Source organism: Paenibacillus glycanilyticus (assembly GCF_030161375.1).
Taxonomy (GTDB): Bacteria; Bacillota; Bacilli; order Paenibacillales; family Paenibacillaceae; genus Pristimantibacillus; species Pristimantibacillus glycanilyticus_B.
In genome coordinates this window covers 94,119-120,253 of sequence record NZ_BSSQ01000018.1, presented here as the reverse complement: position 1 = coordinate 120,253, position 26,135 = coordinate 94,119, and the positions used below count along the sequence as shown (strand labels likewise).

Annotated in this window: 29 protein-coding genes, 1 pseudogene and 1 riboswitch; of the genes and pseudogenes, 23 read left to right on the top strand and 7 right to left on the bottom strand. The window is 49.4% G+C overall.

Annotation, left to right across the window (positions count from 1 at the left end):
- Positions 1-46: 46 nt before the first annotated feature.
- The 3 genes from QQK89_RS23115 (at position 47) to QQK89_RS23105 (ending at position 1,702) form a co-directional block, all read left to right on the top strand.
- Positions 47-529 carry a GNAT family N-acetyltransferase gene (locus QQK89_RS23115; protein WP_434481748.1) on the top strand — a complete coding sequence of 161 codons (483 nt, stop codon included), beginning with the start codon at positions 47-49 and terminating at the stop codon, positions 527-529.
- 167 nt (positions 530-696) lie between these two features.
- Complete coding sequence (locus tag QQK89_RS23110; RefSeq protein WP_284241045.1) at positions 697-1,020, top strand: hypothetical protein; 324 nt, start codon at positions 697-699, stop codon at positions 1,018-1,020.
- A 16-nt stretch (positions 1,021-1,036) separates the two neighbouring features.
- Positions 1,037-1,702, top strand: a complete 666-nt coding sequence (locus tag QQK89_RS23105; protein ID WP_284241044.1) for an HD domain-containing protein — start codon at positions 1,037-1,039, stop codon at positions 1,700-1,702.
- Positions 1,703-1,770: 68 nt separating this feature from the next.
- On the opposite strand, the gene QQK89_RS23100 is transcribed toward QQK89_RS23105, so the two are convergent.
- Positions 1,771-2,229, bottom strand: coding sequence for a VOC family protein (locus QQK89_RS23100; RefSeq protein WP_284241043.1), 459 nt, complete (start codon positions 2,227-2,229; stop codon positions 1,771-1,773).
- A gap of 200 nt (positions 2,230-2,429) precedes the next feature.
- On the opposite strand from QQK89_RS23100, the gene QQK89_RS23095 reads away from it, so the two are divergent.
- The 4 genes from QQK89_RS23095 to QQK89_RS23080 are packed head-to-tail and all read left to right on the top strand — an operon-like array spanning position 2,430 to position 5,862.
- Complete coding sequence (locus tag QQK89_RS23095) at positions 2,430-3,320, top strand: ABC transporter ATP-binding protein (RefSeq protein ID WP_284241042.1); 891 nt, start codon at positions 2,430-2,432, stop codon at positions 3,318-3,320.
- A gap of 16 nt (positions 3,321-3,336) precedes the next feature.
- Positions 3,337-4,095: an ABC transporter permease gene (locus QQK89_RS23090; RefSeq protein ID WP_284241041.1), complete on the top strand. Its 759-nt coding sequence runs from the start codon at positions 3,337-3,339 to the stop codon at positions 4,093-4,095.
- Positions 4,095-5,258, top strand: coding sequence for a sensor histidine kinase (locus QQK89_RS23085; protein ID WP_284241040.1), 1,164 nt, complete (start codon positions 4,095-4,097; stop codon positions 5,256-5,258). The genes QQK89_RS23090 and QQK89_RS23085 overlap by 1 nt, the downstream gene beginning before the upstream one ends.
- Before the next feature lies 1 nt (position 5,259).
- Entirely contained in the window at positions 5,260-5,862 is a 603-nt protein-coding gene (locus QQK89_RS23080) for a response regulator transcription factor (RefSeq protein ID WP_284241039.1), read from the top strand.
- 72 nt (positions 5,863-5,934) lie between these two features.
- Here the strand turns inward: QQK89_RS23080 and QQK89_RS23075 are convergent, their stop codons facing one another.
- Together QQK89_RS23075 and QQK89_RS23070 are read right to left on the bottom strand one after the other, a co-directional pair.
- Positions 5,935-6,333, bottom strand: coding sequence for a GNAT family N-acetyltransferase (locus QQK89_RS23075; protein WP_284241038.1), 399 nt, complete (start codon positions 6,331-6,333; stop codon positions 5,935-5,937).
- A gap of 3 nt (positions 6,334-6,336) precedes the next feature.
- On the bottom strand, positions 6,337-7,227 hold the full coding sequence (locus QQK89_RS23070; protein WP_284241037.1) for a LysR family transcriptional regulator: 891 nt from the start codon (positions 7,225-7,227) through the stop codon (positions 6,337-6,339).
- A 111-nt stretch (positions 7,228-7,338) separates the two neighbouring features.
- Here QQK89_RS23070 and QQK89_RS23065 point away from each other — a divergent pair, with 111 nt between their 5' ends.
- The 7 genes from QQK89_RS23065 to QQK89_RS23035 all read left to right on the top strand — a co-directional run bounded on the left by QQK89_RS23065 (position 7,339) and on the right by QQK89_RS23035 (position 14,036).
- The gene (locus tag QQK89_RS23065; protein ID WP_284241035.1) at positions 7,339-7,749 is read left to right on the top strand and encodes a tautomerase family protein; all 411 of its coding nucleotides are present in this window, start codon (positions 7,339-7,341) and stop codon (positions 7,747-7,749) included.
- Positions 7,742-8,074 (top strand): carboxymuconolactone decarboxylase family protein, encoded by a 333-nt coding sequence (locus tag QQK89_RS23060; RefSeq protein ID WP_284241033.1) that lies wholly within the window; start codon positions 7,742-7,744, stop codon positions 8,072-8,074. The genes QQK89_RS23065 and QQK89_RS23060 overlap by 8 nt, the downstream gene beginning before the upstream one ends.
- A gap of 37 nt (positions 8,075-8,111) precedes the next feature.
- Complete coding sequence (locus QQK89_RS23055) at positions 8,112-9,893, top strand: sensor histidine kinase (RefSeq protein ID WP_284241032.1); 1,782 nt, start codon at positions 8,112-8,114, stop codon at positions 9,891-9,893.
- Complete coding sequence (locus QQK89_RS23050) at positions 9,890-10,678, top strand: response regulator transcription factor (RefSeq protein ID WP_284241031.1); 789 nt, start codon at positions 9,890-9,892, stop codon at positions 10,676-10,678. The genes QQK89_RS23055 and QQK89_RS23050 overlap by 4 nt, the downstream gene beginning before the upstream one ends.
- 102 nt (positions 10,679-10,780) lie before the next feature.
- Positions 10,781-12,130 (top strand): extracellular solute-binding protein, encoded by a 1,350-nt coding sequence (locus QQK89_RS23045; RefSeq protein WP_434481747.1) that lies wholly within the window; start codon positions 10,781-10,783, stop codon positions 12,128-12,130.
- A 94-nt stretch (positions 12,131-12,224) separates the two neighbouring features.
- A complete protein-coding gene (locus QQK89_RS23040) occupies positions 12,225-13,106 on the top strand; it encodes a carbohydrate ABC transporter permease (RefSeq protein ID WP_284241030.1) in 882 nt (293 codons plus the stop codon).
- A gap of 51 nt (positions 13,107-13,157) precedes the next feature.
- A complete protein-coding gene (locus tag QQK89_RS23035; protein WP_284241029.1) occupies positions 13,158-14,036 on the top strand; it encodes a carbohydrate ABC transporter permease in 879 nt (292 codons plus the stop codon).
- Between the two features lie 78 nt (positions 14,037-14,114).
- Here QQK89_RS23035 and thiC read toward each other — a convergent pair whose 3' ends face one another.
- Positions 14,115-15,878 carry a phosphomethylpyrimidine synthase ThiC gene (gene thiC / locus QQK89_RS23030; protein WP_284241028.1) on the bottom strand — a complete coding sequence of 588 codons (1,764 nt, stop codon included), beginning with the start codon at positions 15,876-15,878 and terminating at the stop codon, positions 14,115-14,117.
- A 306-nt stretch (positions 15,879-16,184) separates the two neighbouring features.
- Positions 16,185-16,288, bottom strand: a riboswitch (TPP riboswitch).
- A 149-nt stretch (positions 16,289-16,437) separates the two neighbouring features.
- Between thiC and QQK89_RS23025 the strand changes: the two genes are divergently transcribed.
- The 4 genes from QQK89_RS23025 (at position 16,438) to QQK89_RS23010 (ending at position 19,456) form a co-directional block, all read left to right on the top strand.
- The gene (locus QQK89_RS23025) at positions 16,438-16,902 is read left to right on the top strand and encodes a hypothetical protein (RefSeq protein WP_284241027.1); all 465 of its coding nucleotides are present in this window, start codon (positions 16,438-16,440) and stop codon (positions 16,900-16,902) included.
- Positions 16,903-16,935: 33 nt separating this feature from the next.
- On the top strand, positions 16,936-17,922 hold the full coding sequence (locus QQK89_RS23020; protein WP_284241026.1) for an NAD(P)-dependent alcohol dehydrogenase: 987 nt from the start codon (positions 16,936-16,938) through the stop codon (positions 17,920-17,922).
- A 96-nt stretch (positions 17,923-18,018) separates the two neighbouring features.
- Positions 18,019-18,573 carry a GNAT family N-acetyltransferase gene (locus tag QQK89_RS23015; protein WP_284241025.1) on the top strand — a complete coding sequence of 185 codons (555 nt, stop codon included), beginning with the start codon at positions 18,019-18,021 and terminating at the stop codon, positions 18,571-18,573.
- On the top strand, positions 18,566-19,456 hold the full coding sequence (locus QQK89_RS23010; RefSeq protein WP_284241024.1) for a hypothetical protein: 891 nt from the start codon (positions 18,566-18,568) through the stop codon (positions 19,454-19,456). The genes QQK89_RS23015 and QQK89_RS23010 overlap by 8 nt, the downstream gene beginning before the upstream one ends.
- A 131-nt stretch (positions 19,457-19,587) precedes the next feature.
- On the opposite strand, the pseudogene QQK89_RS23005 reads toward QQK89_RS23010, so the two are convergent.
- Positions 19,588-19,737, bottom strand: a pseudogene (locus QQK89_RS23005) (serine/threonine protein kinase); the annotation flags it as partial.
- A gap of 154 nt (positions 19,738-19,891) precedes the next feature.
- On the opposite strand from QQK89_RS23005, the gene QQK89_RS23000 reads away from it, so the two are divergent.
- The 3 genes from QQK89_RS23000 (at position 19,892) to QQK89_RS22990 (ending at position 21,428) form a co-directional block, all read left to right on the top strand.
- Positions 19,892-20,281 carry a hypothetical protein gene (locus tag QQK89_RS23000; protein WP_284241023.1) on the top strand — a complete coding sequence of 130 codons (390 nt, stop codon included), beginning with the start codon at positions 19,892-19,894 and terminating at the stop codon, positions 20,279-20,281.
- Positions 20,282-20,321: 40 nt separating this feature from the next.
- Positions 20,322-20,753 carry a DUF402 domain-containing protein gene (locus QQK89_RS22995; protein ID WP_284241022.1) on the top strand — a complete coding sequence of 144 codons (432 nt, stop codon included), beginning with the start codon at positions 20,322-20,324 and terminating at the stop codon, positions 20,751-20,753.
- 252 nt (positions 20,754-21,005) lie between these two features.
- A complete protein-coding gene (locus tag QQK89_RS22990) occupies positions 21,006-21,428 on the top strand; it encodes a VOC family protein (protein ID WP_284241021.1) in 423 nt (140 codons plus the stop codon).
- A gap of 81 nt (positions 21,429-21,509) precedes the next feature.
- On the opposite strand, the gene QQK89_RS22985 is transcribed toward QQK89_RS22990, so the two are convergent.
- Positions 21,510-22,139, bottom strand: a complete 630-nt coding sequence (locus QQK89_RS22985; protein WP_284241020.1) for a LysE family translocator — start codon at positions 22,137-22,139, stop codon at positions 21,510-21,512.
- 235 nt (positions 22,140-22,374) lie between these two features.
- On the opposite strand from QQK89_RS22985, the gene QQK89_RS22980 reads away from it, so the two are divergent.
- Positions 22,375-23,184, top strand: a complete 810-nt coding sequence (locus tag QQK89_RS22980) for a hypothetical protein (RefSeq protein WP_284241019.1) — start codon at positions 22,375-22,377, stop codon at positions 23,182-23,184.
- A 236-nt stretch (positions 23,185-23,420) separates the two neighbouring features.
- Here the strand turns inward: QQK89_RS22980 and QQK89_RS22975 are convergent, their stop codons facing one another.
- A complete protein-coding gene (locus QQK89_RS22975; protein WP_284241018.1) occupies positions 23,421-25,028 on the bottom strand; it encodes a glycoside hydrolase family 43 protein in 1,608 nt (535 codons plus the stop codon).
- A gap of 212 nt (positions 25,029-25,240) precedes the next feature.
- On the opposite strand from QQK89_RS22975, the gene QQK89_RS22970 reads away from it, so the two are divergent.
- Positions 25,241-26,122 carry an AraC family transcriptional regulator gene (locus QQK89_RS22970; protein WP_284241017.1) on the top strand — a complete coding sequence of 294 codons (882 nt, stop codon included), beginning with the start codon at positions 25,241-25,243 and terminating at the stop codon, positions 26,120-26,122.
- Positions 26,123-26,135 lie beyond the last annotated feature (13 nt).

Genomic DNA, 26,135 nt, shown 5'->3' with positions numbered 1-26,135 from the left:
GCCGAATGGGCTCCTGTTTTTTTGGTAGAATAGGATGCATAACGGAATGACTGGAAAAGAGGAGACTTTTATGGAACGGACGATTGTTCAAATTGACCACGACAATGAAGATTTACATCGATTAATTCGGAAGCTGGATGAGGATTTGGCAGAGCGTTATCCCAATCCGGACGATGTGTTTACGGTTGATTTTACAGATCCGAAAGTACGGGAAATGGTATTTATGGTTGCCTATATAGATGGTGTAGCTGTCGGTTGCGGCGCTATTCGCCCGCTGGATGAGACAACCGTTGAATTGAAACGGTTTTATGTAGACCCGGATTACCGGAGGCAGGGTATTGCGGGCATGGTGCTAGCCTCATTGGAAAATAAGGCAATCGCCATGAACCGCCGGGTTATGCGCCTTGAAGCGGGAGCTCCGCAGCCGGAGGCGCTGCATTTTTACGCAAGTAAAGGGTATTACGAGATTGAACGTTTTGGGGAATACGCGGATAGCGAATCTAGCCTTTGTTATGAAAAGGTGTTATAGAAATAGGGATCTTCGCATGATGCATGTTTGGAAGAGAAGGAAGCGGGAAACTCCGTCTTAATGGGCGGAGTTTTTTTGTCTTGCGATTAGAGTTGGACGTGGCATAACATTATAGGTAGAAAATGACAGGGCGCAAAACGTCATCGTTTGGGGAGGAACAATAAAGGATGGATAACGGCGGTCTCATTGGCAACGCGGCGGACAAAGTGAAGCCTTATTATTATTTCGGCGGAATTATTGGCTGCATCACCGGTTATGTTATTGCAAAAGTCTATTTGATTTGGGCGATGCTCTTCATAACGGGCGGGTTTGAGCAATTTGCAAGCAATGAGTGGAATCCGAATTCGAGGCCGGTGTGGGTATTGGCTACCGAGCATCCAAGCGCGTTTACTTTTTGGGTCACGGTGCTTTTTTCCGTTATCGGTGTATGCATGGTGAAGCTGCGCAAGTACGCGGCGGAAACAGAGAAAGCAGAGACAAAGTCGATCTAACTAACTATGAGGTGTAATGATGAGAATAGCAGATGCTGAAAAAGAGAACATCATCCATGCGGCTGAGCAGTTCAGCCGATCCGAGATGGAGAAGGATGCCAGCGGCCATGATTGGTGGCATATCCATAGGGTAGTCCAAATGGCGAGAAGAATAGCGCGGGAGGAAGGCGCAGACGCGTTTATTTGCACGATTGCCGCATTGCTGCATGACGTGGCGGACGAGAAGCTGAATCCGTCCAAGGAAGCGGGATTGCACAAGGTCCAATCCTGGCTGGATACGCATCTGGCAGATGACGACGCGCGTGCCCATGTGATGGATATTATCTCGAATATGTCTTATAACGCGGGGACAAATCCGCCGATGCGCACGCTGGAAGGGAAGGTTGTGCAGGATGCCGACCGGCTTGATGCGATTGGCGCGATCTCAATAGCAAGGGCATTCGTATACGCGGGCTGGAAAGGCACGCCGATCCACGACCCGGCTATCCCACCGCGTGGCGAGATGACGGCCGAGGAATACCGGAACGGGAAAAGCACGGCCATTAACCATTTTCACGAGAAGCTGCTGAAGCTTAAAGATTTGGTCAACACGGAAGCGGCTAAACGGATCGCCGAAGATCGCCACCTTTATATGGAGCAATACGTAGAGCGGTTTTACGAAGAGTGGGAAGGAAACCGGTAGGGAAAACTCAGTACCCTGGAACCTCGCCACTCCTCGCTGACCGCTACGTTGCACAGAGTGCAGGATATTTATTGCTGCCCTTTGATTTTATTCCACTCGCTTAAGGTTGGGACGTGGTCGAGGATTTGCGGCGCATCGTCCAGCCAGGCCATGAACTCAAGTTCATTGCCGTCATGGTCATTGAAATAGACGCTTGCTGCCGGCATCCATGCATGGACGTACGGCTCCGAAGGAGCCTCTTGTCTGCCAAAGCCCGGAAGCGGGTAGATTCCCCGTTCGATCAGCCAATCCGAAGCTTCGAGCAACTGGTCAAGCTGCACGCCAAACGCAAAGTGGCGAGGCTGCAGCTTGTGGCCATTTGGCAACTCCTTCAGCGCTAGCAGATCTCTACGCTCTCCTACATAGAAAAAAGCCGATCTTCGCTCGGGTTTATGTAAAGCTAAAGTCAGTCCCAGCTTCTTGTAAAAGGCAATGGAACGGTCCAGATCCGTTACTTGAAGATGGGTTTCAAAGATGAAATCTATCATGGCGGTAAGCTCCTTAATCAAGGTATGTTTGTCTATTGTAACTTATCAGGTTGAACATATGACATTTGTCATCTGAAAGACATTACGTTCATGCGTGGGAACGCGGTTTTGCAAAAGGTAAGATAAGTAGGTAAGCAAGAGGCAGGGCGGCAGATGAGTAAGACATCATCCAATCATAGATAATGGGAGTGAAGTTGACAATGAGTTATGCCATTGAACTGGATAAGGTCTCGAAAGTTTATCAGGGCAAAAAGGCGGTAGACAACTTATCGCTGAAGGTGGAGAAAGGCACGGTTATTGCGCTGCTCGGGCCTAACGGAGCGGGCAAGACAACAACCATCTCCATGATCCTGGGACTGAAGCTTCCAACGTCGGGGACGATCAAGCTGCTCGGCGGAGATCCGAAAGATATTAAGGTTCGGGACCGGATTGGCGCGATGCTGCAAGATGTGAGCGTCATCGATAATTTGAAGGTAGCGGAAACCATTGATTTGTTCCGCAGCTATTACAGCCATTCGCTTTCCTTGCAGGAGCTGCTCCGCATCTCCGGCCTCGAGAAGGAAAAGGACAAAATGGCAGCCTCCTTGTCCGGCGGACAACAACGCCGCCTTGGCTTCGCGCTTGCCGCGGCTGGCGATCCGGAAATTATTTTCCTAGACGAACCAACGGTTGGCATGGACGTTACATCCCGTCAAATGTTCTGGGATACTATTCGTTCGATGGCCGATAAAGGCCGTACCGTCGTTCTGACGACGCACTACTTGGAAGAGGCCGATAGCCTCGCAGACCGCATCGTTGTTATTAATCAAGGCAAAGTGGTTGCAGACGGTTCGCCAAGCCAGATCAAAGCCGAGACAACGGGCCGGGTAATTACGTTCACGGCAGGCGCGGGAGTAACATCGGATCAGCTCCTGGCGCTGCCGGGCGTGATCGACGCGGAATGGAACGGACGGCGAGTTAAGCTGCATAGCCGCGACACGGACCGGCTGATCGTAACGCTTATTGAGCAGCGTATCGAGATGAAAGATATTGAAATTCAGAGCGGCGGGCTTGAAGATGCGTTCCAGGCCATTGTCCAGTCAACCAACTAAAGGGGGATATTTGACCATGAATCAATCTACAAGCATGAGAGCAACGCTTGCCCAATGCAAAGCGGAGCTGCTGCGTACCGTACGCAACCGCCGATTCGTTATTTTCTCGTTTATTATGCCGGTTGTGTTCTACTTTATCTTCACCAATTCCGTGGGTGATAATGTGCAAGTTGGCAATGTCGATTGGAAAGCCTATTATTTGATGTCCATGACCGTATACGGTGTTGTGGGAGCGAGTCTTACTTCTTACGCACAGAGGTTGTCGAGAGAGCGGAGCCAAGGCTGGTTGTCTTTATTAAAAATAACCCCATTGCCATCCTGGTCGTATGTCTTGTCCAAAGTGTTGTCGCAAGCCGTGATTAATCTTGCCATTATCATTGTGATGTTCGTTGTAGGCGGAGTATTCAAGGACGTAAGCCTAAGCGCTTCGACATGGATTACCTGCGGGTTGTTTATCTTTATTGGCGGCTTCTCGTTTATGGGCCTTGGCACATTGATCGGATCGATTAAGAACGCGGACTTCGTGCAAGTTCTTTCCATGATATGCTATATGGGGCTGTCCATATTGGGCGGTTTGTGGTTCCCGACCGATACGATGTCGAGCACAATGAAGACCATTGCCCATCTGACGCCGACCTACCGTCTTGGCCAAGGGGCTTGGGATGCGGTTGCCGGCGTGTCGATGGATTGGGGCGGCGTAGCCATACTGCTCGGTTATGTGGTGGTGTTCATCGCCATTTCGTCTTACATTATGAAAAAACAGGAAGCGGTGTAATGCAAACTAACTTGCATGAATGGCGTCGATTAATTATGAAGCGGCCTCCGGAGGGGGGGCCGCCCATTTTCTTTATGCTGTTATGGCTGATCTATATCTTGTTTCCGATTACCGCGCTCGCAGAACGTCCGCCTGATGAACAATGGGTTGGCTTTCCGCTGATCGCCTTGTTTATTGTTAGCTATATCGCGGGTCATATGAGCAAGAAATGGCGCATTTGGGCGGTTCTCGTCCATTTGTTCATCATTGCTTATTTCAGCTGGCGTTATGATCAAGATTTTATTTATATGGGCTTTTTTACGGCTTCGCTGATCGGGATGTTGCCCAATCTGCGGCAGATTGGCATTGCGGTGTCAGGCGTACTGCTGATGTTCGGATTTGAGCTTTGGCATTCCGAAACGACGGACCGTCTAGGTAGCTTGCTTGATTTGTTGCCGGTTATGGTGGCGTTATTATTGGTGCCATTCGTCATGTTTATCGGACGCCGGTCGAAGGTGCTTCGAACTCAGCTGGAGTTAGCCAATGATGAGATCTCGAGGTTATCCAAGCAGGAAGAGCGCCAGCGGATATCCCGCGAGCTTCACGATACGCTGGGCCATACCCTCACCATGATTACGCTCAAGAGCGAGCTCGCCGAAAAGCTGATCGTTCATCATCCCGAACGGGCCAAGCAGGAAATCCGGGATGTCCAGCTCACTTCGCGCGCGGCGCTCAAGCAGGTCAGGGAACTAGTCACGGGCATGAATACGGTGACGCTGCGCGAAGAATTGTCCAATGCCAAACGGATTCTGGCAGCGGCTTTTATTATGATCAAAGTCCAAGGCGAGCCAGCTTTCGCCTCCTTGAGTCCACTCATGGATAACATGCTTGGAATGTGTTTGCGCGAAGCGGTAACAAATGTGGTCAAGCATAGCGAAGCAAGGCAATGCGTCATTGACTGGGCGATGACGCCCGACCAATACAGGCTGGTCATCCGCGATAATGGAGTCGGCTGCGAGAAAGCCGATAAAGGTCCCGCCCACAACGGGCTTCGGGGCATGCAGGAACGATTGAATCTGGTGGATGGCAAGCTTGATTTTCAATCCTCTAGAGGAAACGGCAGCATCTTAACGATTATCGTGCCAAGAGTACGCTCGTCATCGAAGAAGGGGGAAACAAACTAACATGAGAGTGCTGGTAGCCGAAGATCAAGGTATGTTACGCGGCGCGTTAAGCGCCCTTCTGGATTTGGAAGAAGATATTGAAGTTGTTGGGCAAGCGGAAGACGGAGAAGAGGCGCTCGAGATGATCCGCAGCCTGAAGCCGGATATTTGCGTGATGGACATCGAGATGCCGAAGATGACGGGACTTGACGTAGCGGAGAAGCTTTGGGCGGATAAGCATCCTTGTCTCGTCGTTATTCTGACCACGTTCTCGCGGGCGGGTTACTTCCAGCGTGCGATGAAAGCGGGCGTGAAAGGATTCCTGCTCAAGGATTCCCCGATTGATGAGCTGTCTGCTGCCCTTCGGAACGTTAACGCCGGGAAGCGGGCGGTAAGCCCGGATCTAGCCCTGTCATTCTGGGAAGCAGAGAATCCGCTCACAGAGCGGGAACGGGAAGTGCTCCGCCTAGCAAGGGAAGGATTGCCCGCAGGCGATATTGCTTCCCAGCTGTTTTTGTCCGCGGGAACGGTGCGCAATTATTTGTCTGAAGCGATTCAGAAGCTGGATGCCAAGAACCGGATCGATGCGATTGGAATCGCGGAGAAAAACGGTTGGCTGGATTAAGACCGAATATAAAGAGCAATGACCTGCACAATTGCAGGTCGTTGCTCTTTTTCGTGATTATGTTGTTGGCAGTTAACGAGCCCGCTTAATGAGAAAAGCATTCTCGGCTTTGGCAAAGCCGATCTGCGGGTAGTAATCCATGGCCGAAGGAGCGGACAACAGAAGCAATGCGACCTCTTCGCCAATATGCTCTTGCAGCCTGTTCACAAGCTCCTTGCCGATTCCCATCCGCTGATGGGTTTGGCTTACGGCCAAATCCGACAGATAGCAGCAATAGGAGAAGTCCGTGACGGCCCTGGCGATGCCGACCAGCTCTTCGCCGTCCCAAGCCGAGAGGATCAAATCCGCGTTGTCGATCATTTTCTGAATGCGGGGCAGATCATCCACGGGACGTCTAATGCCGGAGCTTCGAAAGACATTTGCCACTTGCTCCGCGGTTACGGCAGTTTGAATACGGTACTCGATGGACATGATTCAATACACCTCGCTAGAAGGATAGATGATTTCCTTGGTCAATTCCACAAACCGTTCGCGGGCAGCTCTTGGGTAGGCGTTGTCTCGGAGTGTCAACACGCCAACCGGAATAGCCGGGTGATCCCAATCAACTGCAATGGGCTTAATACTCGGGGGCAAGGCGGTTGAGCCGAGAACAGCTCCGACATAAGGAGTCTCCCTGATAAAAGCCGGAATAGCTGAGATTTGAGTAACGGAATGCAGTAACGGCATTGTCTCATATCTAGCCAAATACTTCCAGAGATACAAGTAATAAAGGCAGGTAGGTCCTCCAACGAACAGCGGGTATTGCAGCAAGCTTTTGAACGGGACGTCACCATCTTGAAGCTGAAGAGGATGATCCTCAGACGTAATGAATTCGATGCTCTCCTTGTACAAAGGCTCAAACCGAAAGTCAGAGAGTTCAACTGGTTCGCCGCAGACGGCAAAATCAAGCTCCCCTTGGCGAAGCGCGGCGGACAGCTGATCCGTATTTCCGACGACAAACTGGCAGGTTACGCCGGGTTTGGATTCATGGAACCGCCGCATGACCTGCGGCATCACCTGTTGCCCCAACATCTCCAGAAAACCTACGCGGAGAGTACCCGCATCTTCCTGCGAAATCGCCTTTGCCCGCTCGGCCGCATAATGCCAATGGGCTATTAACTGTTCGACCTCCGCGGCATATAACTCACCCGCTGGCGTAAGCTTCGCTTCCCATCCCCGGTGAAACAACTGGAATCCAAGCTCCTTCTCGAGTCTTTGAATCTGGTTCGTAATCGTAGACTGCGCATAGTTCAGCTTAGCTGCGGCTTTGGCGAAGCTGCCTTCTTTCAAGATAGTTTGAAAGGCGGTTAACTCCTTCATATCCATACGATTGTCATCTCCATTGATATTATCGAACAACTTGTTTAGTTAATTCAATTATATAGATCAAGCATGCGGATATACAATAAAAGCATCTTAATCAAGGAGTGATGACAGATGCCGTTTATCCGAATCAGCTATAGGGAAGATCAATATAAACAAGAGGAGCTGCCTTCGATTAGCCGAGCCATTCATCAGGCGTTGACCGAGTTTTTCCGCGTGCCGGAGGATGATTATTTCCAGGTGTTCCATGGCCACAAACAAAGCGAGTTTTATTACGACCCGGCTTATCTTGACGGATCCCGGACAGATCGGCTGCTCTATATTCAAATTACCTTGAAGTCCGGCCGGACGGAAGAGCAGAAAAGGGGCTTTTATGCCAGACTTGCCGAGCTCTTGCCTGCGTGCGGAGTAAGGGCGGAGGATATCTTTGTTGTACTGGTTGGCACGGAATTCGAGGACTGGACCTTCGGCGGCGGGATTGCCCAAATGCTGGAGCAGGCGAAGGGGGAATCCAGACATGCATAAATCGATCGATACTTCTCGCATTAAAGAAACGTATGGCGATACGGCTTTTGCCCGTTATTCCGAAGAGGTGTTGTTCGGAGATTTATGGCGAAGAGAGGAGTTGTCGCTACGCGAACGAAGCTTGATTACCGTAGCAGCACTGGTAGCAAGCGGGCAGACGGAGCAGCTTCCGTACCACTTGCGGTTGGCGCAGGAGAACGGCCTCACCAGGGAGGAACTGACGGAAGTCATTACGCATCTGGCCTTTTATGCCGGATGGCCTAAGGCCGCATCCGCATTAGAGCGGCTGAATAACCTATCTCCCGATCAGAGAAGCCCCAAATGAAGGGGCTTTCTTTTTTTTAGTCAGATTGTGTATAGTAATGGACAGATATGAGGCGGGGGTGTACGAGTTGTTCCAGTTTAACCGAATGAACACGCTGCGCAATCAAATATTGCTTGGATTCATGCTTGTTATGCTGCTGGTACTTGTTTCGGTTGGTTTTTTTACGTATGGGCAAGTCTCCGAGCTGTTGCGCAACAATGCCGAGAAGCATATTCAGCAGACAGCGGTTCAGGCGACGGGCAAAATGGATGTGCTGCTGCATCAAATGGATACGTTTACAATGCAGGTGGCTACCAATGCCTCGATTCAGAATCTGATGGCGAAGGAAGCGGGCGGAACAATGCTAACCTTCGAGGAACGGCAGGTGCTGCAGCATGAAATAAGGAAGCAGCAGGCGTACGTAAGCGGGGTGCAGTCTATCGAATTGTATTCGAACGGGTTCCGGGTGTTGTTTCCGCTGACGGACATCAGTCTGTACAACCGCGTGCCTAACGAGTGGATCCGCGAAGCCGACCGGGCGGCCGGACAGCTGGTATGGTTCGGGATTGATCCGAAAGCTCCCAATCAGATTACCGCCATCCGCAGGGTCCGTCTGATTGACCAATCCTTTTCGAATGCCGGGTATTTATTGGTCCGAATTGACAAAAAATATTTTGAGCTAATTGATTCGAATACCTCCTCGGACGGCAAAGAGGAAATGGGGCTGATTGACGGTTCCGGCCAAATTATCGCATCGAATTTCTCGGCGGATATTCCGCAGGACGTACTTCAACAGACCGACCGGAAGACGATCAAGATGCACGGCAAATCGTATATTCCGATTCAAAAACAGCTCGATGCGGCAGGTTGGCGCGTCCTGATTCTAACACCGGCTGAATATGCCGCTGAAGGCTTATCGGTGCTGCGGACCGCTATCGAAGTGTCGGTCTTGGTTGGCGGACTACTATTCCTTATCCTGACTTTTATCCTGTCGACGATGATTACAAGTCCCATCCTTAAACTGATCAAGGCAATGAGAGGCGCCAAATACGGCTCGCTGAAACCTCTTCCGGCCAGCTCTTCAACCTTGGAGATTAACGAGCTTAACAATACGTACAACCAGATGGTCGCTTACTTGAATGAACTGATCGAAGTGGTATACGAGAAGGAGATCATCCAGAGCCGTACAGAGCTGAAGGCACTCCAGGCGCAGATTAATCCGCATTTCCTGTTCAACACGCTTGAGGCACTTTATTGGGCGCTGGAGGACAAGGATGAGGAAGAACTTGCACAGATTGTAGTTGCGATGTCCGGATTGTTCCGCTATGTCATTAACCGGGCCGACTCCGATGAATGGGTGACGGTGGCCGATGAGCTGGAGCATGCGCAGCGTTATCTGCAAATTATGGAGATGCGTCTGATCGACCGGCTGAAGTGGCAGATTGAAGGCAGCGAAACCTTCCGCGGTGTTCCGATTCCGAAGCTATTGATCCAGCCGCTTATTGAGAATGCCATCTCGCATGGCGTAGAGCAGCGGATCGGACAAGGCTCAGTCGTAATCCTGATGGAGGAGACAGAGCGGCCGGGCTATATGCGAATATCCGTTATCGATAACGGTCCGGGCATGACGCTCGATAAGGTACAGTCGCTGTATGCGGCAATGAAGCAGGGGCATGTCCATGATGCCAAAGGGACAGGCGTAGGCATTTCCAACGTAGACCGAAGACTAAGGCTGTATTACGGGGAAGAGACCGAAGGCTTACAGATTCAGAGCGAGCCCGGCATGGGCACAAAGATGTCCTTTGAAATACCGATTGAATATGGGGGCGAGGGAGAATGAAAACGATACTGATCGTAGACGATGAACCAAGAACGAGAGAAGGGGTACGCAAAGTGTTGGAGTCCTGGTCCGCCGGCCGGTACCGGATTACAACGTCATCCAGTGCCGTGGAGGCGCTGGAATGGTTGGATGGGAACGAAGCGAATCTCGTCATTACCGATATCCGCATGCCCGAGATTAACGGGCTGGAGCTGGTGGAGAAGCTTAGAGCAAGGACGCATCCTCCGGTCGTGATCGTCATCTCCGGGCATCCTCAATTCGATTATGCCCATAAGGCTTTGCAATTTGGCGTTATTGATTATTTGCTTAAGCCGCTGGACAAAACCAAGCTCGTTGAAGCCGTGGAGCTCGCCTTCCGCAAAGAAGAAGAGATGAACCGGATCGAGCGGATGGAGCGGCTTGTTGATACGAAGCTGCTGGAAACTTCCGAGCAGGAGAGCCAATATAGCGCACAGGTGAAAGAGGCGATTCTATATCTCGACGAGCATCTGCAAGAGCCGATTACGATGCGGGATATTGCCGATCATCTGCATATGAACGCGAGTTATTTCAGCGTGTTGTTCAAAGAGCAGGCCGGCATGACCTTCAGCGATTATTTAACGAGACGACGGGTGCAAAGAGCGAAGGAGCTGCTGACGAATACCCGCTTGTCCATCAATGAAATTGCAGAGAAAGCAGGCTACCAGACGGCGAAATATTTCGTCAAAGTGTTCCGGTCGCACGAGGGAGTCAGCCCCGGACAATACCGAAAGGGTGCCGTGCATGCGGAAGAAACGATCCAATAAAAGTAGTATTTTTCCCAACTCCCAATACCTTATGCTGCTGTGAAAGCGCTGTTACAATTTAGTCAGCAACACAAACACATCAGTCAAAAAGGGGTTGTAAACGTGTTCAAAAAATCCAAGTCGATGACCATGGCACTTATTCTCTGTCTGGCCGTTGTAACAGCAGCATGCGGCAACAACAATAGCGGCAGCAGCACAAATAGCGGTAATACGGCTTCTAACGGGGCCTCCTCTGAAAGCGGTTCCGACAAGAAGGTAACGATCAACTTCATGCATCTGTGGCCGGAAGGCGTATCCGCGGGACAGAACAAAATCGTGAATCAGATCATTACCGACTACCAGAATGAACATCCTAACGTGACAATCAAGCAAGAAGTACTGGATAACGAGCAATACAAAAACAAACTGAAGGTACTCTCGGCTTCCAATCAACTCCCTGATGTGGGCGTAACTTGGGCGGCGGGCTTCCTGAAGCCTTATGTAGACGGCAATCTGTTCACGCCGGTTGACGATCTGCTAAGCGGCGAGCTGAACGGCAAATTCGTAGCGGGCACAACGGAAGCTTATGCGATCGAAGGCAAGACATACGCGCTTCCGCTGGAGTTCAACATCGCTCCGATCTACTACAACAAAGAGATATTCAAGAAGTACAATCTTGAAGTTCCAACTACTTACGAGCAATTCAAGCAAGTCGTGAAAACGTTGTCCGATAACGGCGTGGCTCCAATCGCGCTTGGCAACAAAGACCGCTGGACAGGTTCGCTCTGGTATATGTACCTGGCTGACCGTATCGCAGGTCAAGAAACAGTAGCCAACGCAATCAAAGGCACGGCGAAATTCACGGATCCGGGCCTTCAGCAAGCGGCATCCGAAGTGCAATCGCTTGTTGACGCGAACGCGTTTGTGAAAGGCTTTAACGGCCTGTCGAACGAAGAAGCGAAATCCGAATTCACAAATGGCAATGCGGCTATGTATCTGATGGGTACTTGGGACCTGCCTAACTTCACAACAAATGAAGATATTCCGCAATCGTTCCGCGACAGCGTTGGATTCTTCAAATTCCCGACGGTCGAAGGCGGCAAAGGCAACGCGGACAGCTGGGTTGGCGGTCCAGGCGTAGGCTTGTTCGTAGCGGAAAACTCGAAAGTGAAAGAAGAAGCAAAAGCATTCGTTCAATACTTCGTAACGAAGTGGGGCGAGCAATCCGTAACCGGCGCTGGTGTCATCCCGGCTACGAAGATCGATACGTCCACGTTGCAATTGCCGCAACTGTACATCGACCTGTTCAACGAACTAAACAAAGCAAGCAGCATTACCTTGTTCGCAGACGTTCAATTGCCTGCTAACGCGGCTGAGACTCATCTGAATATGATCCAATCGCTCTTTGGCAAAGCGGTTAATCCGGAGAAATTCGCTTCCGAGCAAGACGCGGCCATTGTGAAAGGCAACTAATTCAGACATCAAGAGATAAGGATGGCCTATCCGGCAAAGGCATTACGGCTGGGTAGGCTGCTCTCCTTATCGGACAGAAAGGAGCCCGGCCACCTTGGATAAAGTGTTATCGAACAAAAAAGTTATTGCGTTGTATGTCTTGCCGTCGCTGTTGCTCATTCTGGCAGTCGTCTATATTCCAATCGTTCTGACCGGCTACTACGGCTTAAATGAATGGAACGGCATCGGCGCCATGAAGTGGGTTGGACTCGACAACTACGCAGCGTTGATTAAAGATCATGCTTTCTGGAGCAGCGCAGGTCATTCATTGCTGCTGGCGGTATTTTCAATGCTTAGCCTTATTATTTATCTCGTCGTGGCGATGGTGCTCGCGGCCAAACTTAAAGGCGCAAACCTGTTCCGCAAAATTTACTTAATCCCGATGCTGCTGTCCTCGGTAGCGATCGCGCAGCTGTGGCTCAAAATCTATCATCCTACTAACGGCATTATGAATACCTTGCTGGAATCCCTTGGCGTTGCAAATCCTCCCGCTTGGCTTGCAGAGACGGATCTTGTCTTGTTCGCATTGTTTATTCCGATTCTGTGGCAATACGCGGGCTTCTATATTCTGATTTATTACGCGGCACTGAAGAACATCCCGTCTTCCCTTGAAGAAGCGGCGAAGATTGACGGAGCGAGTTCGTTCCAAATTGCTTACAAAATCAAATTCCCGCTTGTGATGGAAGTCGTGAAAGTAACGATTGTTCTTGCGGTGGTTGGTTCCCTGAAATATTTCGATCTGATCTATGTCATGACCGATGGCGGTCCTAACGGTTCCAGCGAAGTGATGGCGTCGTACATGTACCACAAAGCGTTCAAAGCGTATGACTTCGGTTACGGCAGCGCGGTTGGTTTCTTCCTGCTCATCATCTGTCTTGTAGCAACCTGGATCATCCGCAAGGCAACGGCTAGCAAAGACACGATCCAGTATTCCTAAGCATTGCTGCTCGCAAGATAAGAATCACCACGAAACAGGAGGGTACGCTTCATGTCATCCACAACAATGAAACTAGGCGGAGAAGCGAAATCCGGTTCGAGAATAGGAATGAAGGTCGGCTACGCGGCATTGTACCTCGTTCTCGTCGCCGTTGCTATCTTTCAAGTTTATCCGCTTATTTGGCTCTTATTTTTCTCTTTGAAAAACAACCAGGAAGTGTTCAATCTATCGCCGTTTGCTTTGCCATCGCCTCCGCATTGGGAGAATTACTCCAAAGTGTGGAACGCGGGCAATATCGATACGTATTTCCTGAACAGCGTTTGGATTACGGTTGCCGCAACGGCCGTTACCATCGTGTTCGGCAGCCTCGTGACGTTTGCGATTACCCGGATGAAATGGAAACTCAGCTCGCTGGTCCTTGGTTTGTTTATGGTCGCGATGATGATTCCTGTTCATTCGACGCTCATTCCGCTCTTCAGCATGTTCAACAAGGTTCATCTGATCGATAACCCGTTGTCCCTGATTCTGTCGTACGTGGCATTTAATATGCCAATCACGATCATGATTCTGCTCGGCTTCTACATCGCGCTTCCGAAGGAAGTCGAAGAGGCGGCGGTTATTGACGGGGCGAGCATTCATCGCGTGTTTTTCAGCATTGTATTCCCGATGACCAGCTCCGTTCTGGCAACAACGGGCATCATCAACATGATCTACAACTGGAACGAGTTTATCTTCGTCAATACGTTTATCAGCTCCGATAAGTTCAAGACGCTTACGGTTGGCGTGCAAAACTTCATCGGCCAGTATACGACGGACTGGGGCGCAATTGGCGCGACGCTCATGATCAGCATCCTGCCGATTCTCCTTACGTTCCTGTTCCTCAGCGACCGGATCGTAGAAGGCATTGCAGCCGGTTCGGTTAAAGGTTAAATTAAAATGTTCAAAACGGGGCTGTCCCATCGTCATCTAATGACGGGGGACAGCCTTATTCTTTTCTCTGTTATGGAATCAACCGTATAGCTTGCTTCCGGACAATTTGAACGAATCGGCCTGTTCCTTCATTCCGGCTTCAACAGCCGCTTCGTTATTCAGTCCGCGTGCTTCCGCATATTCCCGGATATCCTGAGTAATCCGCATGCTGCAGAACTTTGGTCCGCACATCGAGCAGAAGTGCGCTGTTTTCGCCGCTTCGGCGGGCAATGTCTCGTCATGGTAGGCGATTGCCCGTTCAGGATCAAGGGACAAATGGAACTGATCGCGCCAGCGGAATTCGAATCTTGCCTTCGATAGGGCATCGTCCCGGAGTTTCGCCATGGGATGCCCTTTGGCAAGGTCGGCGGTATGCGCCGCTATTTTGTAGGCGATGACGCCGTCTTTAACGTCTTCTTTATTCGGAAGACCCAGATGCTCTTTGGGCGTTACATAGCATAACATGGCCGTTCCGAACCAACCGATCATCGCTGCTCCTATCGCCGATGTAATATGGTCGTAGCCCGGTGCGATGTCCGTGGTCAGCGGCCCTAAGGTATAAAAGGGCGCTTCCTTGCAGATCTCCATTTGGAGATCGACGTTTTCTTTGATCAGATGCATGGGAACGTGGCCCGGGCCTTCGATCATAACCTGGACATCATGCTTCCAAGCGATTTCCGTCAGTTCTCCAAGCGTTCTTAGTTCCGCGAATTGAGCTTCGTCGTTAGCGTCTGCAATGGAGCCCGGACGAAGGCCGTCTCCAAGCGAAAACGCCACGTCGTAGGCTTTCATAATCTCGCATATTTCTTCAAAGTGGGCGTAGAGGAAGTTTTCCTTATGGTGAGCGAGACACCAAGCAGCCATGATGGAGCCGCCCCGGGATACGATACCGGTAACGCGTTTGGCGGTAAGCGGGATATAGCGCAGCAGCACGCCGGCGTGAATAGTGAAATAATCGACGCCTTGTTCAGCTTGTTCGATTAACGTATCGCGGAACACTTCCCAGCTCAGATCTTCCGCTTTTCCGTTCACTTTTTCAAGCGCCTGGTAGATCGGCACCGTGCCAACGGGAACGGGGGAGCTCCGAATAATCCATTCGCGCGTCGTATGGATGTTTTTGCCCGTGGACAGGTCCATAATCGTATCCGTTCCCCAGCGGGTTGCCCACGTCATCTTCTCGACTTCCTCTTCGATGGAGGAAGCAACGGCCGAATTGCCGATGTTGGCGTTAATCTTCACATGGAAACGGCTCCCGATAATCATCGGCTCGAGTTCGGGATGATTGATATTAGCCGGTATAACCGCGCGTCCGCGGGCTACCTCCGAACGGACCAGCTCCGGATCAACCCCTTCGCGAATCGCAATAAACTCCATTTCCGGAGTAACGATGCCTTTGCGGGCGTAGTGAAGCTGCGTGACGTTTCTTCCCGGCTTTGCCCGCAGAGGGCGGTGTTTAAGGCCGGGGAACATTTCCGCGCCATTCTTGCTGGCCCGTTCCTCGTCCGTAAATCCGTTATCTTCCGGTTTAATGATCCGGCCGTCGTATGCTTCCGCGTCGCTGCGATCGCTGATCCACCCGCCGCGCAGGCCCGGCAGTCCTTTGCGTACATCGGCCTCGTAGGACTCGTCCGTGTACGGGCCGCTTGAGTCATACACCCGCACTGGTTCGTTTGGCTGCGGCTGTCCGTCTTTTCCCCGGCTGTCGGATAATGCGATCTCGCGCATGGGTACCCGAATATCTTCTCTTGATCCATTCACATACGTTTTGCGGCTGCCCGGCAGCGGCGTCGATAAAATCGGCATCAAAAAAACCTCCTTGAGTACATTCGATAGGTTCGGAATGTCCGCTAGGAGGCCATTGTATAGGGGAAATGAGACTGTGCGCGGCATAGCTTCAGCATTTAATTAGATACGACGAATAGGCAGAGCTTACCCCGGCAGGGCAAAACCCCCAATCTCAGGCCGCTCCGCTAAGGCAGCTTTCTATGCGGCCGGACAATCGCCGGCAACAAAAAAAGCCGCCCCGTCGGGAGCGGCTTGAGGTGTCGAAATCCTTGCAAACCGAAACAGGCGAATGACAATGGCACCCGTTTCTCTCGCATATGGCTGACGCGCACAAGACCACTTTCCTACGCTGGCATAACCCAGATCAGGTTCAAAGGGACCAAAGCTAAGCTTTATCTCAGCCCTTGCGGGCGCCCCTAGTGGAATTCCTTGTCAAAAGACTACACTCCAAATAGGAGGCTGTCAAGCAGCCGTTCGAGGGGGGAACTTTCGTTTTATGGCGGATAGGCAGGATGATTTGGCCGTTTATTGAATAGTTATATACAATCTCGTACTTGATCAGGGGAGGTTGGCGAAAGTGGACAATCAGCCATTCAAGCACATGGTTAGAACTCCTTCGGGAGTTAAGAGTATCTTCGCGATAACGGGGTTTTGCTTGCTTTTTGTAATTGCCGAGATGCGGGGGAGTGAAGAAAGTACGGCCGTGCAAGCAGTGGCTATCGCGTTGTTCTGCTTATGCGCTGCCGGATTGTTATGGTCCATATACCGTGCGGCCAAGAAGCCAATTGCTCTTTGTCTGCAGGAGGATGCAATCCTGATTAATGGCCGCACGATAACCGCGCGGGAGATTGAGGTCATCATGCTCAGACGGGATTCCGTTCATCCGATTATCGGCATTAAACCCTACGGTGCGAGTGTTGTGCCTGTTCGTAATTGCTTCCGTTATGCGGACGAGGAGGATCGGGGATTCGCCGATCTCGCGGAGTGGGCGATGAGGAACAACGTGAAAGTCGATAATAATATCTTTTTTAGGTGGCTATAGATAGAGAAGCTGTAACTTGTAGGGAGGATGGCCATGGAAGCTCGCAAGATGAAGGCGTTAATCTATGAAGCTTATGGCACGCCTGAGGTTATGCAAATAACGGAAGTGGATGTTCCAAAGCCGAAAGATCATGAAGTGCTCATCGAGGTGCATGCGGCTTCGGTTAATTCCTGGGATTGGGATTTGCTTCGAGGCAAGCCCTACATCACCCGCATTGGAGGCTTTCGCACGCCGCGGTTTCCGATTCTTGGCGCGGATGTTGCGGGAGTTGTCATTGCAACTGGTTCGGCAGCCACGCGCTTTCAGCCCGGCGACGAAGTATTCGGAGATCTGTCCGGCTGCAGCTGGGGCGGATTTGCTGAGTACGTATGCGCCCATGAGAAAGCACTGACGCTTAAGCCTGGAAAGACAAACTTCGAGCAAGCCGCTGCGATTCCCCAAGCAGCCGTTCTTGCCTTGCAGGGACTGCGCAATAACGGAAATTTACAGCATGGCCATAAGGTTCTCCTCAACGGGGCAGGCGGAGGAGTGGGCACCTTCGCGCTCCAATATGCCAAGTTGTTTGGTGCAGAGGTAACGGCGGTGGATGATGCAAGCAAGCTCGAGATGCTACGGATTCTTGGGGCCGATCATGTGCTGGATTATAGACAAGAGGATTTCACCGCAAGAGGGAGGCAATACGACCTCATTCTTGATGTAGTTGGTACCCGTTCCGTATTCAAGATAAAACGCGCGTTAAAAAAAGGCGGTACCTACGTTATGATTGGCGGTACCATGCCGCGTCTTGTGCAGACTCTGCTCGCAGCACCAGTAATCCGTAGACTTGAACGCAAAAGGATGACCATTCTGGTTCATAAACCTAATCACGAGGATCAACAGGTTTGGAAGGAGCTTGTAGAAGCGGGTCATGTTGCCCCGGTTATTGATCGGTTATATGGATTGGATGACGCCGCGGAAGCTATTCGGTATTTTGGCGAAGGGAAATTTAAAGGGAAGATCGTCGTGCGGATAAAAAGTTAAACGAAAATTAGGACAAAAGCGTTATAACGGTTTTTGCCTCCCTTGTCACCGGCTTATAACGTATACTTAAAACAGAGGATGGAGGGAGGAATCAGCATGAGAATAAACGGTAAGAGAACAACCCTTAGATCCGTCCAGGAAGAAGATTTATATTCTCTTTGGCAATTGAAATACGGAGAAGAGAATCCCGAGTGGAAACAATGGGACGCGCCTTATTTTCCATTAGTACAAATGGATTTCGATTCGTATAAAGCACAATTAAATACCCGGTTTTCTGCGGATGAAGTACCATCTATGGTCATCATAGAAACAGAAGGAGAGATCATTGGGACAGTTGTCTACTATTGGGAGGACAAGCCGTCGCTTTGGCTGGAGCTGGGCATTACGATATACAGTCCAGCCCATTGGAGCGGCGGATACGGGACGGAGGCGTTGACCCTATGGATTGACTATCTGTTCGAAGCGATGCCGCTCGTTCGAGTTGGCCTCACCACTTGGTCAGGCAACAAACGAATGATCCGCTGCGCCGAGAAGCTGGGCATGATGATGGAAGCGAGAATTCGCAAAGTGCGGTTGCATCAGGGTGAGTATTACGATTCCATTCGGATGGGGATTTTGCGCGAGGAATGGGAAGGTAGAGAGAATGGATAAGTCAGCATTAGTTGGAGCTTGGTCTGTCGATGAGATGTATGGACCAGGAGCCGCAAGCGATGAAGTAGTGTTTTTTGCAGAAGACGGTACGGGCTGGTTCGAGTTTTCGAATTGGGGCATTTCGTCCATCGAAACGTTCGAATGGTCCTTATCGGGTGACCAGAAATTGACCATTCAAGGACTGGACAAGTATGCAATTTATCAACCGGATGGAAAGTCGGATTTAGAAGTCATAAACCTGCCGGTTAGAATCGTGAATAAGTTAGCACCTTCCGGAGAACGGTTAAACATATTAGAATTTGATGCCCCCGGTATATACGATATACAAGAGTTTGGGTTATTGGATATGGAGATTAAGCCTGGGTTGCTGGAGGAACGACTAGAGTTGCTTCGGGAGCAAAAGACTAGGTACCAGGAAGAGGAACAGGAAGAGGACGAAGAGGATGACGAGAAACAAGAGTATGCGATAACGGGAATAATGTTGGCTTATGCTGAAGATGCTGTAGAAGTGGCGTCGGGCCTAGGAGTTGAACTGGATTATTCGGAAGCCAGCTTAACCGAGCTGGATGCTATATTGGAACGTTATCATCTAAGTATCCCTCGAGGGTGGAAGAAGATTTTCCGCCGAGGTCCGTCAGAAGAGCAAATCACTCAAATCAGTAAGATGTGGGGCGGGTATCTTGGTGAAATTATTAGAGCAAACTTAGGAGGAAATTGGGGCTTAAGCGACCAATTTGAGGATGCCATTGCCTTAAAGTTTGATGGTGAAGACACTGAAATTTATCCACCTGCTAAGGTTTATAAAAGGATCATGAATGGATCAGAAGATCACGTAGCTGGCTATTACCAAATGATAAAAGTGACTCGTTCTGGTGAATTTTAAAAGAAGAGAAGCAGCTTGATGATGGCAGCTGCTTCTTTTTTTGTATACATAATAAAACCCTTATTTTGGAAAACCTATAGTATCCTAAAACGAGGTGTTTACATTGAAGAAAATCATTTTAGCTTTATTGCCTGCTCTACACCAAAGCTGATGTTCCCCGAATCTTGTTGATCAAATACGATAAATACCTTTCCCCATTGCTTCACCCATTCAAAGTCATGCTCTTCTTGTAATTGGAAGGTTACATCATCAAGCGTGATCGTAACGGGATCGTTTGACACCTCCACACCTCCGCCGCTCGGTGTTGCCTCTTTTAACACAACATATGGGCCATTCCTTCGAATCATTCACCCGCAACTTTCCAGGTAGTGGAAGCGTACAATAGGAAGTTATTTGAATCCGGCAGCTTAGCATAGCCCATACTAGGAGATCGTTATGGAAAAGAGAAACGTCATCGTTATTTGTCTTGCCGTGTTACTGGTTGCTTGTTTGATTGGTTCAAAAGATAAGTCCTTTGAGCATACCATTGATAAGAAACTCCACCTTATTGTTAATCCGAAGGATTCTCATGTTAAGTTCTCCTCAAGTCCATATGCCTATATTCAGGCTGAAGAGAGTAGGGACGATTACAACTACATCGTTTCGCATGGCGAGAAGTCTTTAGAATATTTGCTTCACAAATTCGCTGGCAGTAATGACAACGGATTGCAGGAATATATTATGGCGCTCGCTTGCGCTGACATTCTGAAAGAGGATCCAGCTTCTAAAGACTGGGCTTCCGGCAGGGAATGGTATAACGATTGGCTGTTGGGCGATAAGAGATAGTGGATGAGTTAGCTCTGAGATAAGTAATGGAGGGCTGCCAATGCTTAAAAGAAAATTCGGAGATCGTTCAGATTGGCAACGTGTTCTAATTAGAGAATATGCGCAGTCTTTTATTGCATCGGAGAATTTCGATGGTTACGTGACCCTCATCAAGATTGTTAAAGTGTCGGATCCGCTCTACGTTGAATATAACGGAGAAAAAATTTGCATCGGGGACGATGGTTATCTGTGGCTTCAACAATTCCCATCCAATCGGAATCATTCGGTAACAACGATGTTTGATTCGAATGGCAATATCGTTCAATGGTACATAGACATATGTCTTCAAAATGGCATCAGCGACAATAACGTGCCGTGGATGGACGATTTATTCTTAGACTTAATCGTTTTACCGTCCGGTGCAATTATAAATAAGGACGTAGACGAGCTAGAAACAGCTCTTACGGATGGAATCATAGATAAGAATCAGTAGAAAAGAATTCGCGATGCTTCATGAATTAATTAAGCGGGACGAGTTTGTTTTGCTAAAGCTAGCGGAAGAACAGAAAGAATTATTGCTGCAAAAGATGTGAATTCGGTTAACTTAAGATTTATTGGTGAAGCTGTAGACGCTGAAGTGAGCTGGAACAACTCTAATAAAATAGCAACCGTTATATCTTATAAACAGATATTTAGTAGGGAATAATGACGGTAGATCAAAACTATTAAAAAAGAGGTGTTACTTGTGATCGTAGGTATCAACCCTTATTTAATTTTAAATGGAGATGGACAGGAAGCTGTTGCGTTCTATGAACATGCTTTTCATACGAAAGCTCTAATCGTTCAAAGATTCGGCGACATGCCTGAAGAAAATGCAAATCTATCGGATGAAGAAAAAAATCGAATCGTGCACGCACACCTCAAAGTTGGGGCGACAGACTTGATGATTTCGGATACATTTACAGGTCTGCCTTATCAGATTGGCGATCAGACCACCTTGTCTATTTTTATTAGCGATGTTGAAACAACGCGAGAAGTATTCGGCAAATTACAAGATGGCGGGAAAGTGATTATCTCTTTGCACCAAACGTTCTGGAGTCCTCTATACGGACAAGTAGTAGATAGATTCGGAGTGACGTGGCAGGTTTCAACACAAGCAGCTCAATAGTGGTATAGCATTACCGGTCAGAAACGAAAAGAAGTACATCGCTTGTGTGCGATGTACTTCTTTTTTGCTGTATGGCGTTTATTAACGTCGTTCAGCCGCTAATTTAACGGCAAGTCCCGTTAAGACGCCAGACATTATCCATCGCTGCACCTTCATCCAAGTTGGCCGTTCGCCAAACCAAGTTGCAATCTTGCTGGCAGCAAGCACGATAAGGAGATTCACGGTTAAACTAATCGTGATTTGAACCAGTCCCAGCGTTGCGCCTTGCAGGAGCATATTCCCTTGCTCAGGAACTTGGAACTGAGGAAGCAGGGATATGTATAAGACTGCGATTTTTGGATTTAACAGATTGGTCATAAAGCCCATAAAAAACAATTTTCTTGGCCCTTCCACGGAAAGCGTCTGCGGTTTGAGAATAGATGGGGATCCCGGCTTTATGGATTTCCATGCCAGCCATAGCAGATAAGCCGCACCAGCCCACTTTATGGTTGTATAAAGGAGGGGAACCAGATGAAACACCGCGGTCAAACCTAATAACGTCGCAATGAGGTAAACCAAGAATCCGAGAACAACCCCACCCAGAGATACAATCCCCGCTTTGCGCCCTTGCGTAATGGAACGGGATATCAAGTAAATCATGTTGGGACCCGGACTACAGACCATCCCTAGCGATACCGCGCCAAAAGCGATTAAAGATCCCGTGCTTACCATCTTCTCCCTCCCGACCTTGAGATATTTTTCCAATGTTATCATTTTGCTGGAGGCTCGTAAAGGTGGAATTAGTAATTTGATTTTCATTGAAAAAATTGCCCAAATCCATATTTCTATATTAACGCAGAAAAAAGCAGGGTGATTGTTAGTTACAGGAAGAAGGCTGAGAGATATACTTTTAAACAACAACGAAATAGATAAAAGCAATCTCTGATTGAATGCCGGGAGGATTTAAATGAGTTATGATTTGATGGTTTTTGAACCATCTAGCGCACCGAGAGAAAGGCATGCATTTATGGATTGGTTTGAACAACAAGCGCAGTGGCCGGAGAATCACGATTATGATGATCCTTTGGTTTGCTCGGAGGCATTACAATGTTTGTACAGAGAGTTGTTAGAACACTTTCCAAATATGAATGCGGCTGTTGAAGTAACGGATGTCATAGAGGAACCTGAAACTGAAGATCGGTTGACCGATTATTCGTTGGGATCTGCCGTGATTTACGCGGCTTTTTCTTACTCTGTAGCAGAGGAAGCTTATGGTATCATGCGTAATTTGGCTATTGAACACAAAGTTGGTTTTTTTGATGTGAGCGGCGAAGACGGAGAAATTATATTTCCTGAAGCTCAGAACAAAACAACTATGCAATTCCAAGGTCAAGTTGATAACCATTTAGTAGAAGAGGAAGCGGTTGATTTTGCTTTTGTTGAAAAGTTCCTGAAGCAGATGAATCATTCAACAAGTTCTTTTTGCACAGTATCCTTGAATGATTTTTGTTACATACAGTGCGCCGGATCTTCGAAAGAGATGACAATTGAATGGCGAGAAGGGTCTGAGTCAGGCTTCCGACATTTTGTAATTGGACGCCATGCACTTATTAAAATCAAACGCAGAATAAAATACAGCGGCGGCAATATCATCATAAAGTCAAACGAGGTCCTTCATTTTGAAGACGCACGTTTACTCTTCAAGGTGTTCTTCGAGCAGACAGATATCCGATCATTAACCTACAGTTTGAGAGAGACAACCGAAATGTTCGAATAACAAACGACAGGAAGGAACCCAACTAGCCGGGTTCCTTTCTGTCGTTAACGGTCCCCCAAAAAATAAGACAACGTGCGAGGAATAGAGGGAAAAGTTTCTCCTGTAGGAGCGTTAGCGTTTTCCTTTATCCGTGTGAAATCTCGTTAAACGAGTACATTCAAATTTCACACGGATAACCGAAACCGGAAGGAGAACTTTTCCCGCCATGACGAGCCCTGTTGTCTATTTCCTCCAGCCTAGTTGTCTTTGTAACCAAAATAGTCAAAGTCCGCATACAAGCTTCTGCCCGAAGTATCCTGGCATTGCATGCCAACAAATGCGCCGGTGAAGAAGCCGCCGCCTTGGATGTAATCATCCGACAGCTTATGCGACTCGAATGTTACCGGCAGCGCCGTCCAATTGTCGCCGTCTAGCGAATACGAGTAGCGGTACGTCAACTCCGTAACGTCAACGCGAATATGCACATATTCCACGCTATCCGGAATAACAACTTCGAAGCCTTGCAGCGGCTGCGAGAACGAGAAGTTATCGCATGCAACCAGCTCTAGAATGCGACCCTTGTCTTCATGCCAAGTGATCTGGCAGGAGGTCCAGTTCTGCGTATTGTAGTAGTTCACCAGACCAGCGGATTGCTGGAACGACGTCGGATTAAACGCAACCTTTGTCTCCGCGATAAAGTTGAAATGCTGCCAGCGGCGCGCAACGAAGGCTTGCGTGAACTTCGACGTTAACGACTCTTTGCCGTAAATACGCAGATGGCCCGGACGGTCCTTCAAAGATACGATGTTCTCGCCAAGCGGAATACGAAGCGTCTGGAAATGCGGATTAAGCGTCTCGGAATCGAAGTTGTCCTTCTCCGGGAAGTCCGGTTCCCATGCCACTTCCTCGATATTTGGTCCTTCAATCGTCAGCGACGGTTTGTTGCCGCCAACTACGTACGGCCAGTCGTTATTCCACTCGAGACGTTGAATCGCCGTTTCGCGTCCAAGCGGACAATAGCCGCGCGGATCAAGCAAAGGCTGCCCTTCACGCGATAGAGGGCGACCAACGAGATGAACAAGGAACCACTCGTCGGTATGGGTCTGAACGATCGAAGCATGTCCCGCTTTTTGCAGCGCAATCCGCGGATGGGCATGCGAAGAGATGAGCGGATTGTCCGGATGCACTTCATACGGTCCGCGCAAGTTTTTCGAACGGGCAATCGTTGCCTGATGATCGTATTTCGTGCCGCCTTCAGCCGTCAGCAGGTAATAGTAGCCGTTGATTTTGTACAAATGCGGAGCTTCGGTCAGCTTAATGTCGGTTCCTTTGAAGATGACATCCGCTTTGCCGACGAGACGCTTCTCAGCCGCATCGTATTCCTGCAAAACAATGCCGTAGAACGGATGGTTGCCGATACGCTGATCCCACATCATATTAACGAAATATTTTTTGCCGTCATCGTCATGGAACAGGGAAGGGTCAAAGCCGGAGCTGTTCATATGGATCGGTTCGGACCATTCGCCGTCAATCGTATCGCAGGTCACCAGGTAGTTATGGCAATCTTTCCATTGGCCTTCAACAACTTTCACGTCGGTGTAAATCAGCCAAAACTGGTTATCGCTATAGGATAGTTGGGGTGCCCAAACTCCGCCGGAATCCGGGTTGCCCATCATGTTCAATTGGCTAAGACGGTTCAGCGGACGGGAAGCAAGCCGCCAGTTCTTCAGATCTTTGGAATGGTAAATCCCAACGCCCGGGAACCACTCGAAGGTGGACACCGCAATATAATAATCTTCGCCTACGCGGCAAATGCAAGGATCCGGATTAAAGCCGGGCAAAATCGGATTAACAATAGTAGCCATATCGACAAAATTCTCCTCTCATCCGTTCAGGAAATAAGCTTGAAAAGGCTGAGAATAGAAAGAAGTTATCCATCTCTTTCGTCCGCCCCTTCTAGTTGATGTGATATAATAGCTACATATTATCAGGGGTTTGGCCGGTATCCCATATCCATAGCAGGACACTATTTACCCAAATCGAGCAATTCGGGAAATAACGAAGGGAGGAGTATGAAATGGAGCAAAAAGAGGGTCGAAAAAGGGAGTATATGCTGCCCGACATGGACTCTACCTTTCGCGTGTTTGGCGCGCATCTAAGAACCGTGGACCGGGACTGGAGTTATCCCCTCCACAAGCATCCGATCTTCGAGATCAATCTCGTCCTAGCGGGCACTCAGGAGTTTACCGTGGAGCGGACAAGCTATAAGCAACTGCCGGGAGACCTGTTTCTTCTGCAGCCAGGCGAGCACCACAAAAGCCAGGTATCCGAAGAAGAGGGAATGACCTACTATTGCCTTCATTTTGACGTGGACGAACCTTCCTTTCGGGAATTGCTCGGCCGCAGCCCGAGATGCTTCTACCCGTCGGACAGCGATCTAACGATAGCGATCCGTCCCGTTCTCGACAAGCTGATTGAGCTAACGGCCGCGCATGAGGCAGCCCTGCAAACGGAAGCCCGCATGCATATTCTCTCGGCGTTATTTGAGCTGTTTGCCGTACTAAGCGGCACCTTGTCCAAGCTGAATAAAGATCCGGCAGGCCTAAAAAGCTCCGAGATTGCCTCGCAGGTTGCTGTCATGCTGGAGCAGGCCGTCGATCAAGTCGGGAACCATTCCGATTCCGATGACAAAGATACTATTGCGTCGGCAGCCGCTGCGGTTGGTTACAGCACCTCTTCGGTGAACCGGATGTTTACAAGAGCTTTTGGCGTTTCGCCCCGGCAATATTTATCCACGATGATGTTGAAAAAAGCAAAGCTGCTCCTGATGGATCCCGAGCTCACCGTTGAGGACATTTCCACAAGACTTGGTTACAACAATATCGCCCACTTCAGCAGGCAGTTCAAACGATGGACGGGAGAGTCGCCAAGCCTATTCCGGGCTCGATTCCACGAATAGTTGGAAAATGTTA

What these genes read in the sequence shown, in the direction of transcription:
- thiC (WP_284241028.1), bottom strand. Translation starts at nt 15,878, where the DNA reads ATGCCGATTTTATCGACGCCGCTGCCGGGCAGCCGCAAAACGTATGTG.
- QQK89_RS22995 (WP_284241022.1), top strand. Translation starts at nt 20,322, where the DNA reads ATGCTTAAAAGAAAATTCGGAGATCGTTCAGATTGGCAACGTGTTCTA.
- QQK89_RS23110 (WP_284241045.1), top strand. Translation starts at nt 697, where the DNA reads ATGGATAACGGCGGTCTCATTGGCAACGCGGCGGACAAAGTGAAGCCT.
- QQK89_RS23050 (WP_284241031.1), top strand. Translation starts at nt 9,890, where the DNA reads ATGAAAACGATACTGATCGTAGACGATGAACCAAGAACGAGAGAAGGG.
- QQK89_RS23020 (WP_284241026.1), top strand. Translation starts at nt 16,936, where the DNA reads ATGGAAGCTCGCAAGATGAAGGCGTTAATCTATGAAGCTTATGGCACG.
- QQK89_RS23095 (WP_284241042.1), top strand. Translation starts at nt 2,430, where the DNA reads ATGAGTTATGCCATTGAACTGGATAAGGTCTCGAAAGTTTATCAGGGC.
- QQK89_RS23055 (WP_284241032.1), top strand. Translation starts at nt 8,112, where the DNA reads ATGGACAGATATGAGGCGGGGGTGTACGAGTTGTTCCAGTTTAACCGA.
- QQK89_RS23015 (WP_284241025.1), top strand. Translation starts at nt 18,019, where the DNA reads ATGAGAATAAACGGTAAGAGAACAACCCTTAGATCCGTCCAGGAAGAA.
- QQK89_RS22980 (WP_284241019.1), top strand. Translation starts at nt 22,375, where the DNA reads ATGAGTTATGATTTGATGGTTTTTGAACCATCTAGCGCACCGAGAGAA.
- QQK89_RS23115 (WP_434481748.1), top strand. Translation starts at nt 47, where the DNA reads ATGACTGGAAAAGAGGAGACTTTTATGGAACGGACGATTGTTCAAATT.
- QQK89_RS23060 (WP_284241033.1), top strand. Translation starts at nt 7,742, where the DNA reads ATGCATAAATCGATCGATACTTCTCGCATTAAAGAAACGTATGGCGAT.
- QQK89_RS23075 (WP_284241038.1), bottom strand. Translation starts at nt 6,333, where the DNA reads ATGTCCATCGAGTACCGTATTCAAACTGCCGTAACCGCGGAGCAAGTG.
- QQK89_RS23105 (WP_284241044.1), top strand. Translation starts at nt 1,037, where the DNA reads ATGATGAGAATAGCAGATGCTGAAAAAGAGAACATCATCCATGCGGCT.
- QQK89_RS23065 (WP_284241035.1), top strand. Translation starts at nt 7,339, where the DNA reads ATGCCGTTTATCCGAATCAGCTATAGGGAAGATCAATATAAACAAGAG.
- QQK89_RS23010 (WP_284241024.1), top strand. Translation starts at nt 18,566, where the DNA reads ATGGATAAGTCAGCATTAGTTGGAGCTTGGTCTGTCGATGAGATGTAT.
- QQK89_RS23070 (WP_284241037.1), bottom strand. Translation starts at nt 7,227, where the DNA reads ATGGATATGAAGGAGTTAACCGCCTTTCAAACTATCTTGAAAGAAGGC.
- QQK89_RS22970 (WP_284241017.1), top strand. Translation starts at nt 25,241, where the DNA reads ATGGAGCAAAAAGAGGGTCGAAAAAGGGAGTATATGCTGCCCGACATG.
- QQK89_RS23000 (WP_284241023.1), top strand. Translation starts at nt 19,892, where the DNA reads ATGGAAAAGAGAAACGTCATCGTTATTTGTCTTGCCGTGTTACTGGTT.
- QQK89_RS23035 (WP_284241029.1), top strand. Translation starts at nt 13,158, where the DNA reads ATGTCATCCACAACAATGAAACTAGGCGGAGAAGCGAAATCCGGTTCG.
- QQK89_RS22975 (WP_284241018.1), bottom strand. Translation starts at nt 25,028, where the DNA reads ATGGCTACTATTGTTAATCCGATTTTGCCCGGCTTTAATCCGGATCCT.
- QQK89_RS23085 (WP_284241040.1), top strand. Translation starts at nt 4,095, where the DNA reads ATGCAAACTAACTTGCATGAATGGCGTCGATTAATTATGAAGCGGCCT.
- QQK89_RS23100 (WP_284241043.1), bottom strand. Translation starts at nt 2,229, where the DNA reads ATGATAGATTTCATCTTTGAAACCCATCTTCAAGTAACGGATCTGGAC.
- QQK89_RS23090 (WP_284241041.1), top strand. Translation starts at nt 3,337, where the DNA reads ATGAATCAATCTACAAGCATGAGAGCAACGCTTGCCCAATGCAAAGCG.
- QQK89_RS22985 (WP_284241020.1), bottom strand. Translation starts at nt 22,139, where the DNA reads ATGGTAAGCACGGGATCTTTAATCGCTTTTGGCGCGGTATCGCTAGGG.
- QQK89_RS23080 (WP_284241039.1), top strand. Translation starts at nt 5,260, where the DNA reads ATGAGAGTGCTGGTAGCCGAAGATCAAGGTATGTTACGCGGCGCGTTA.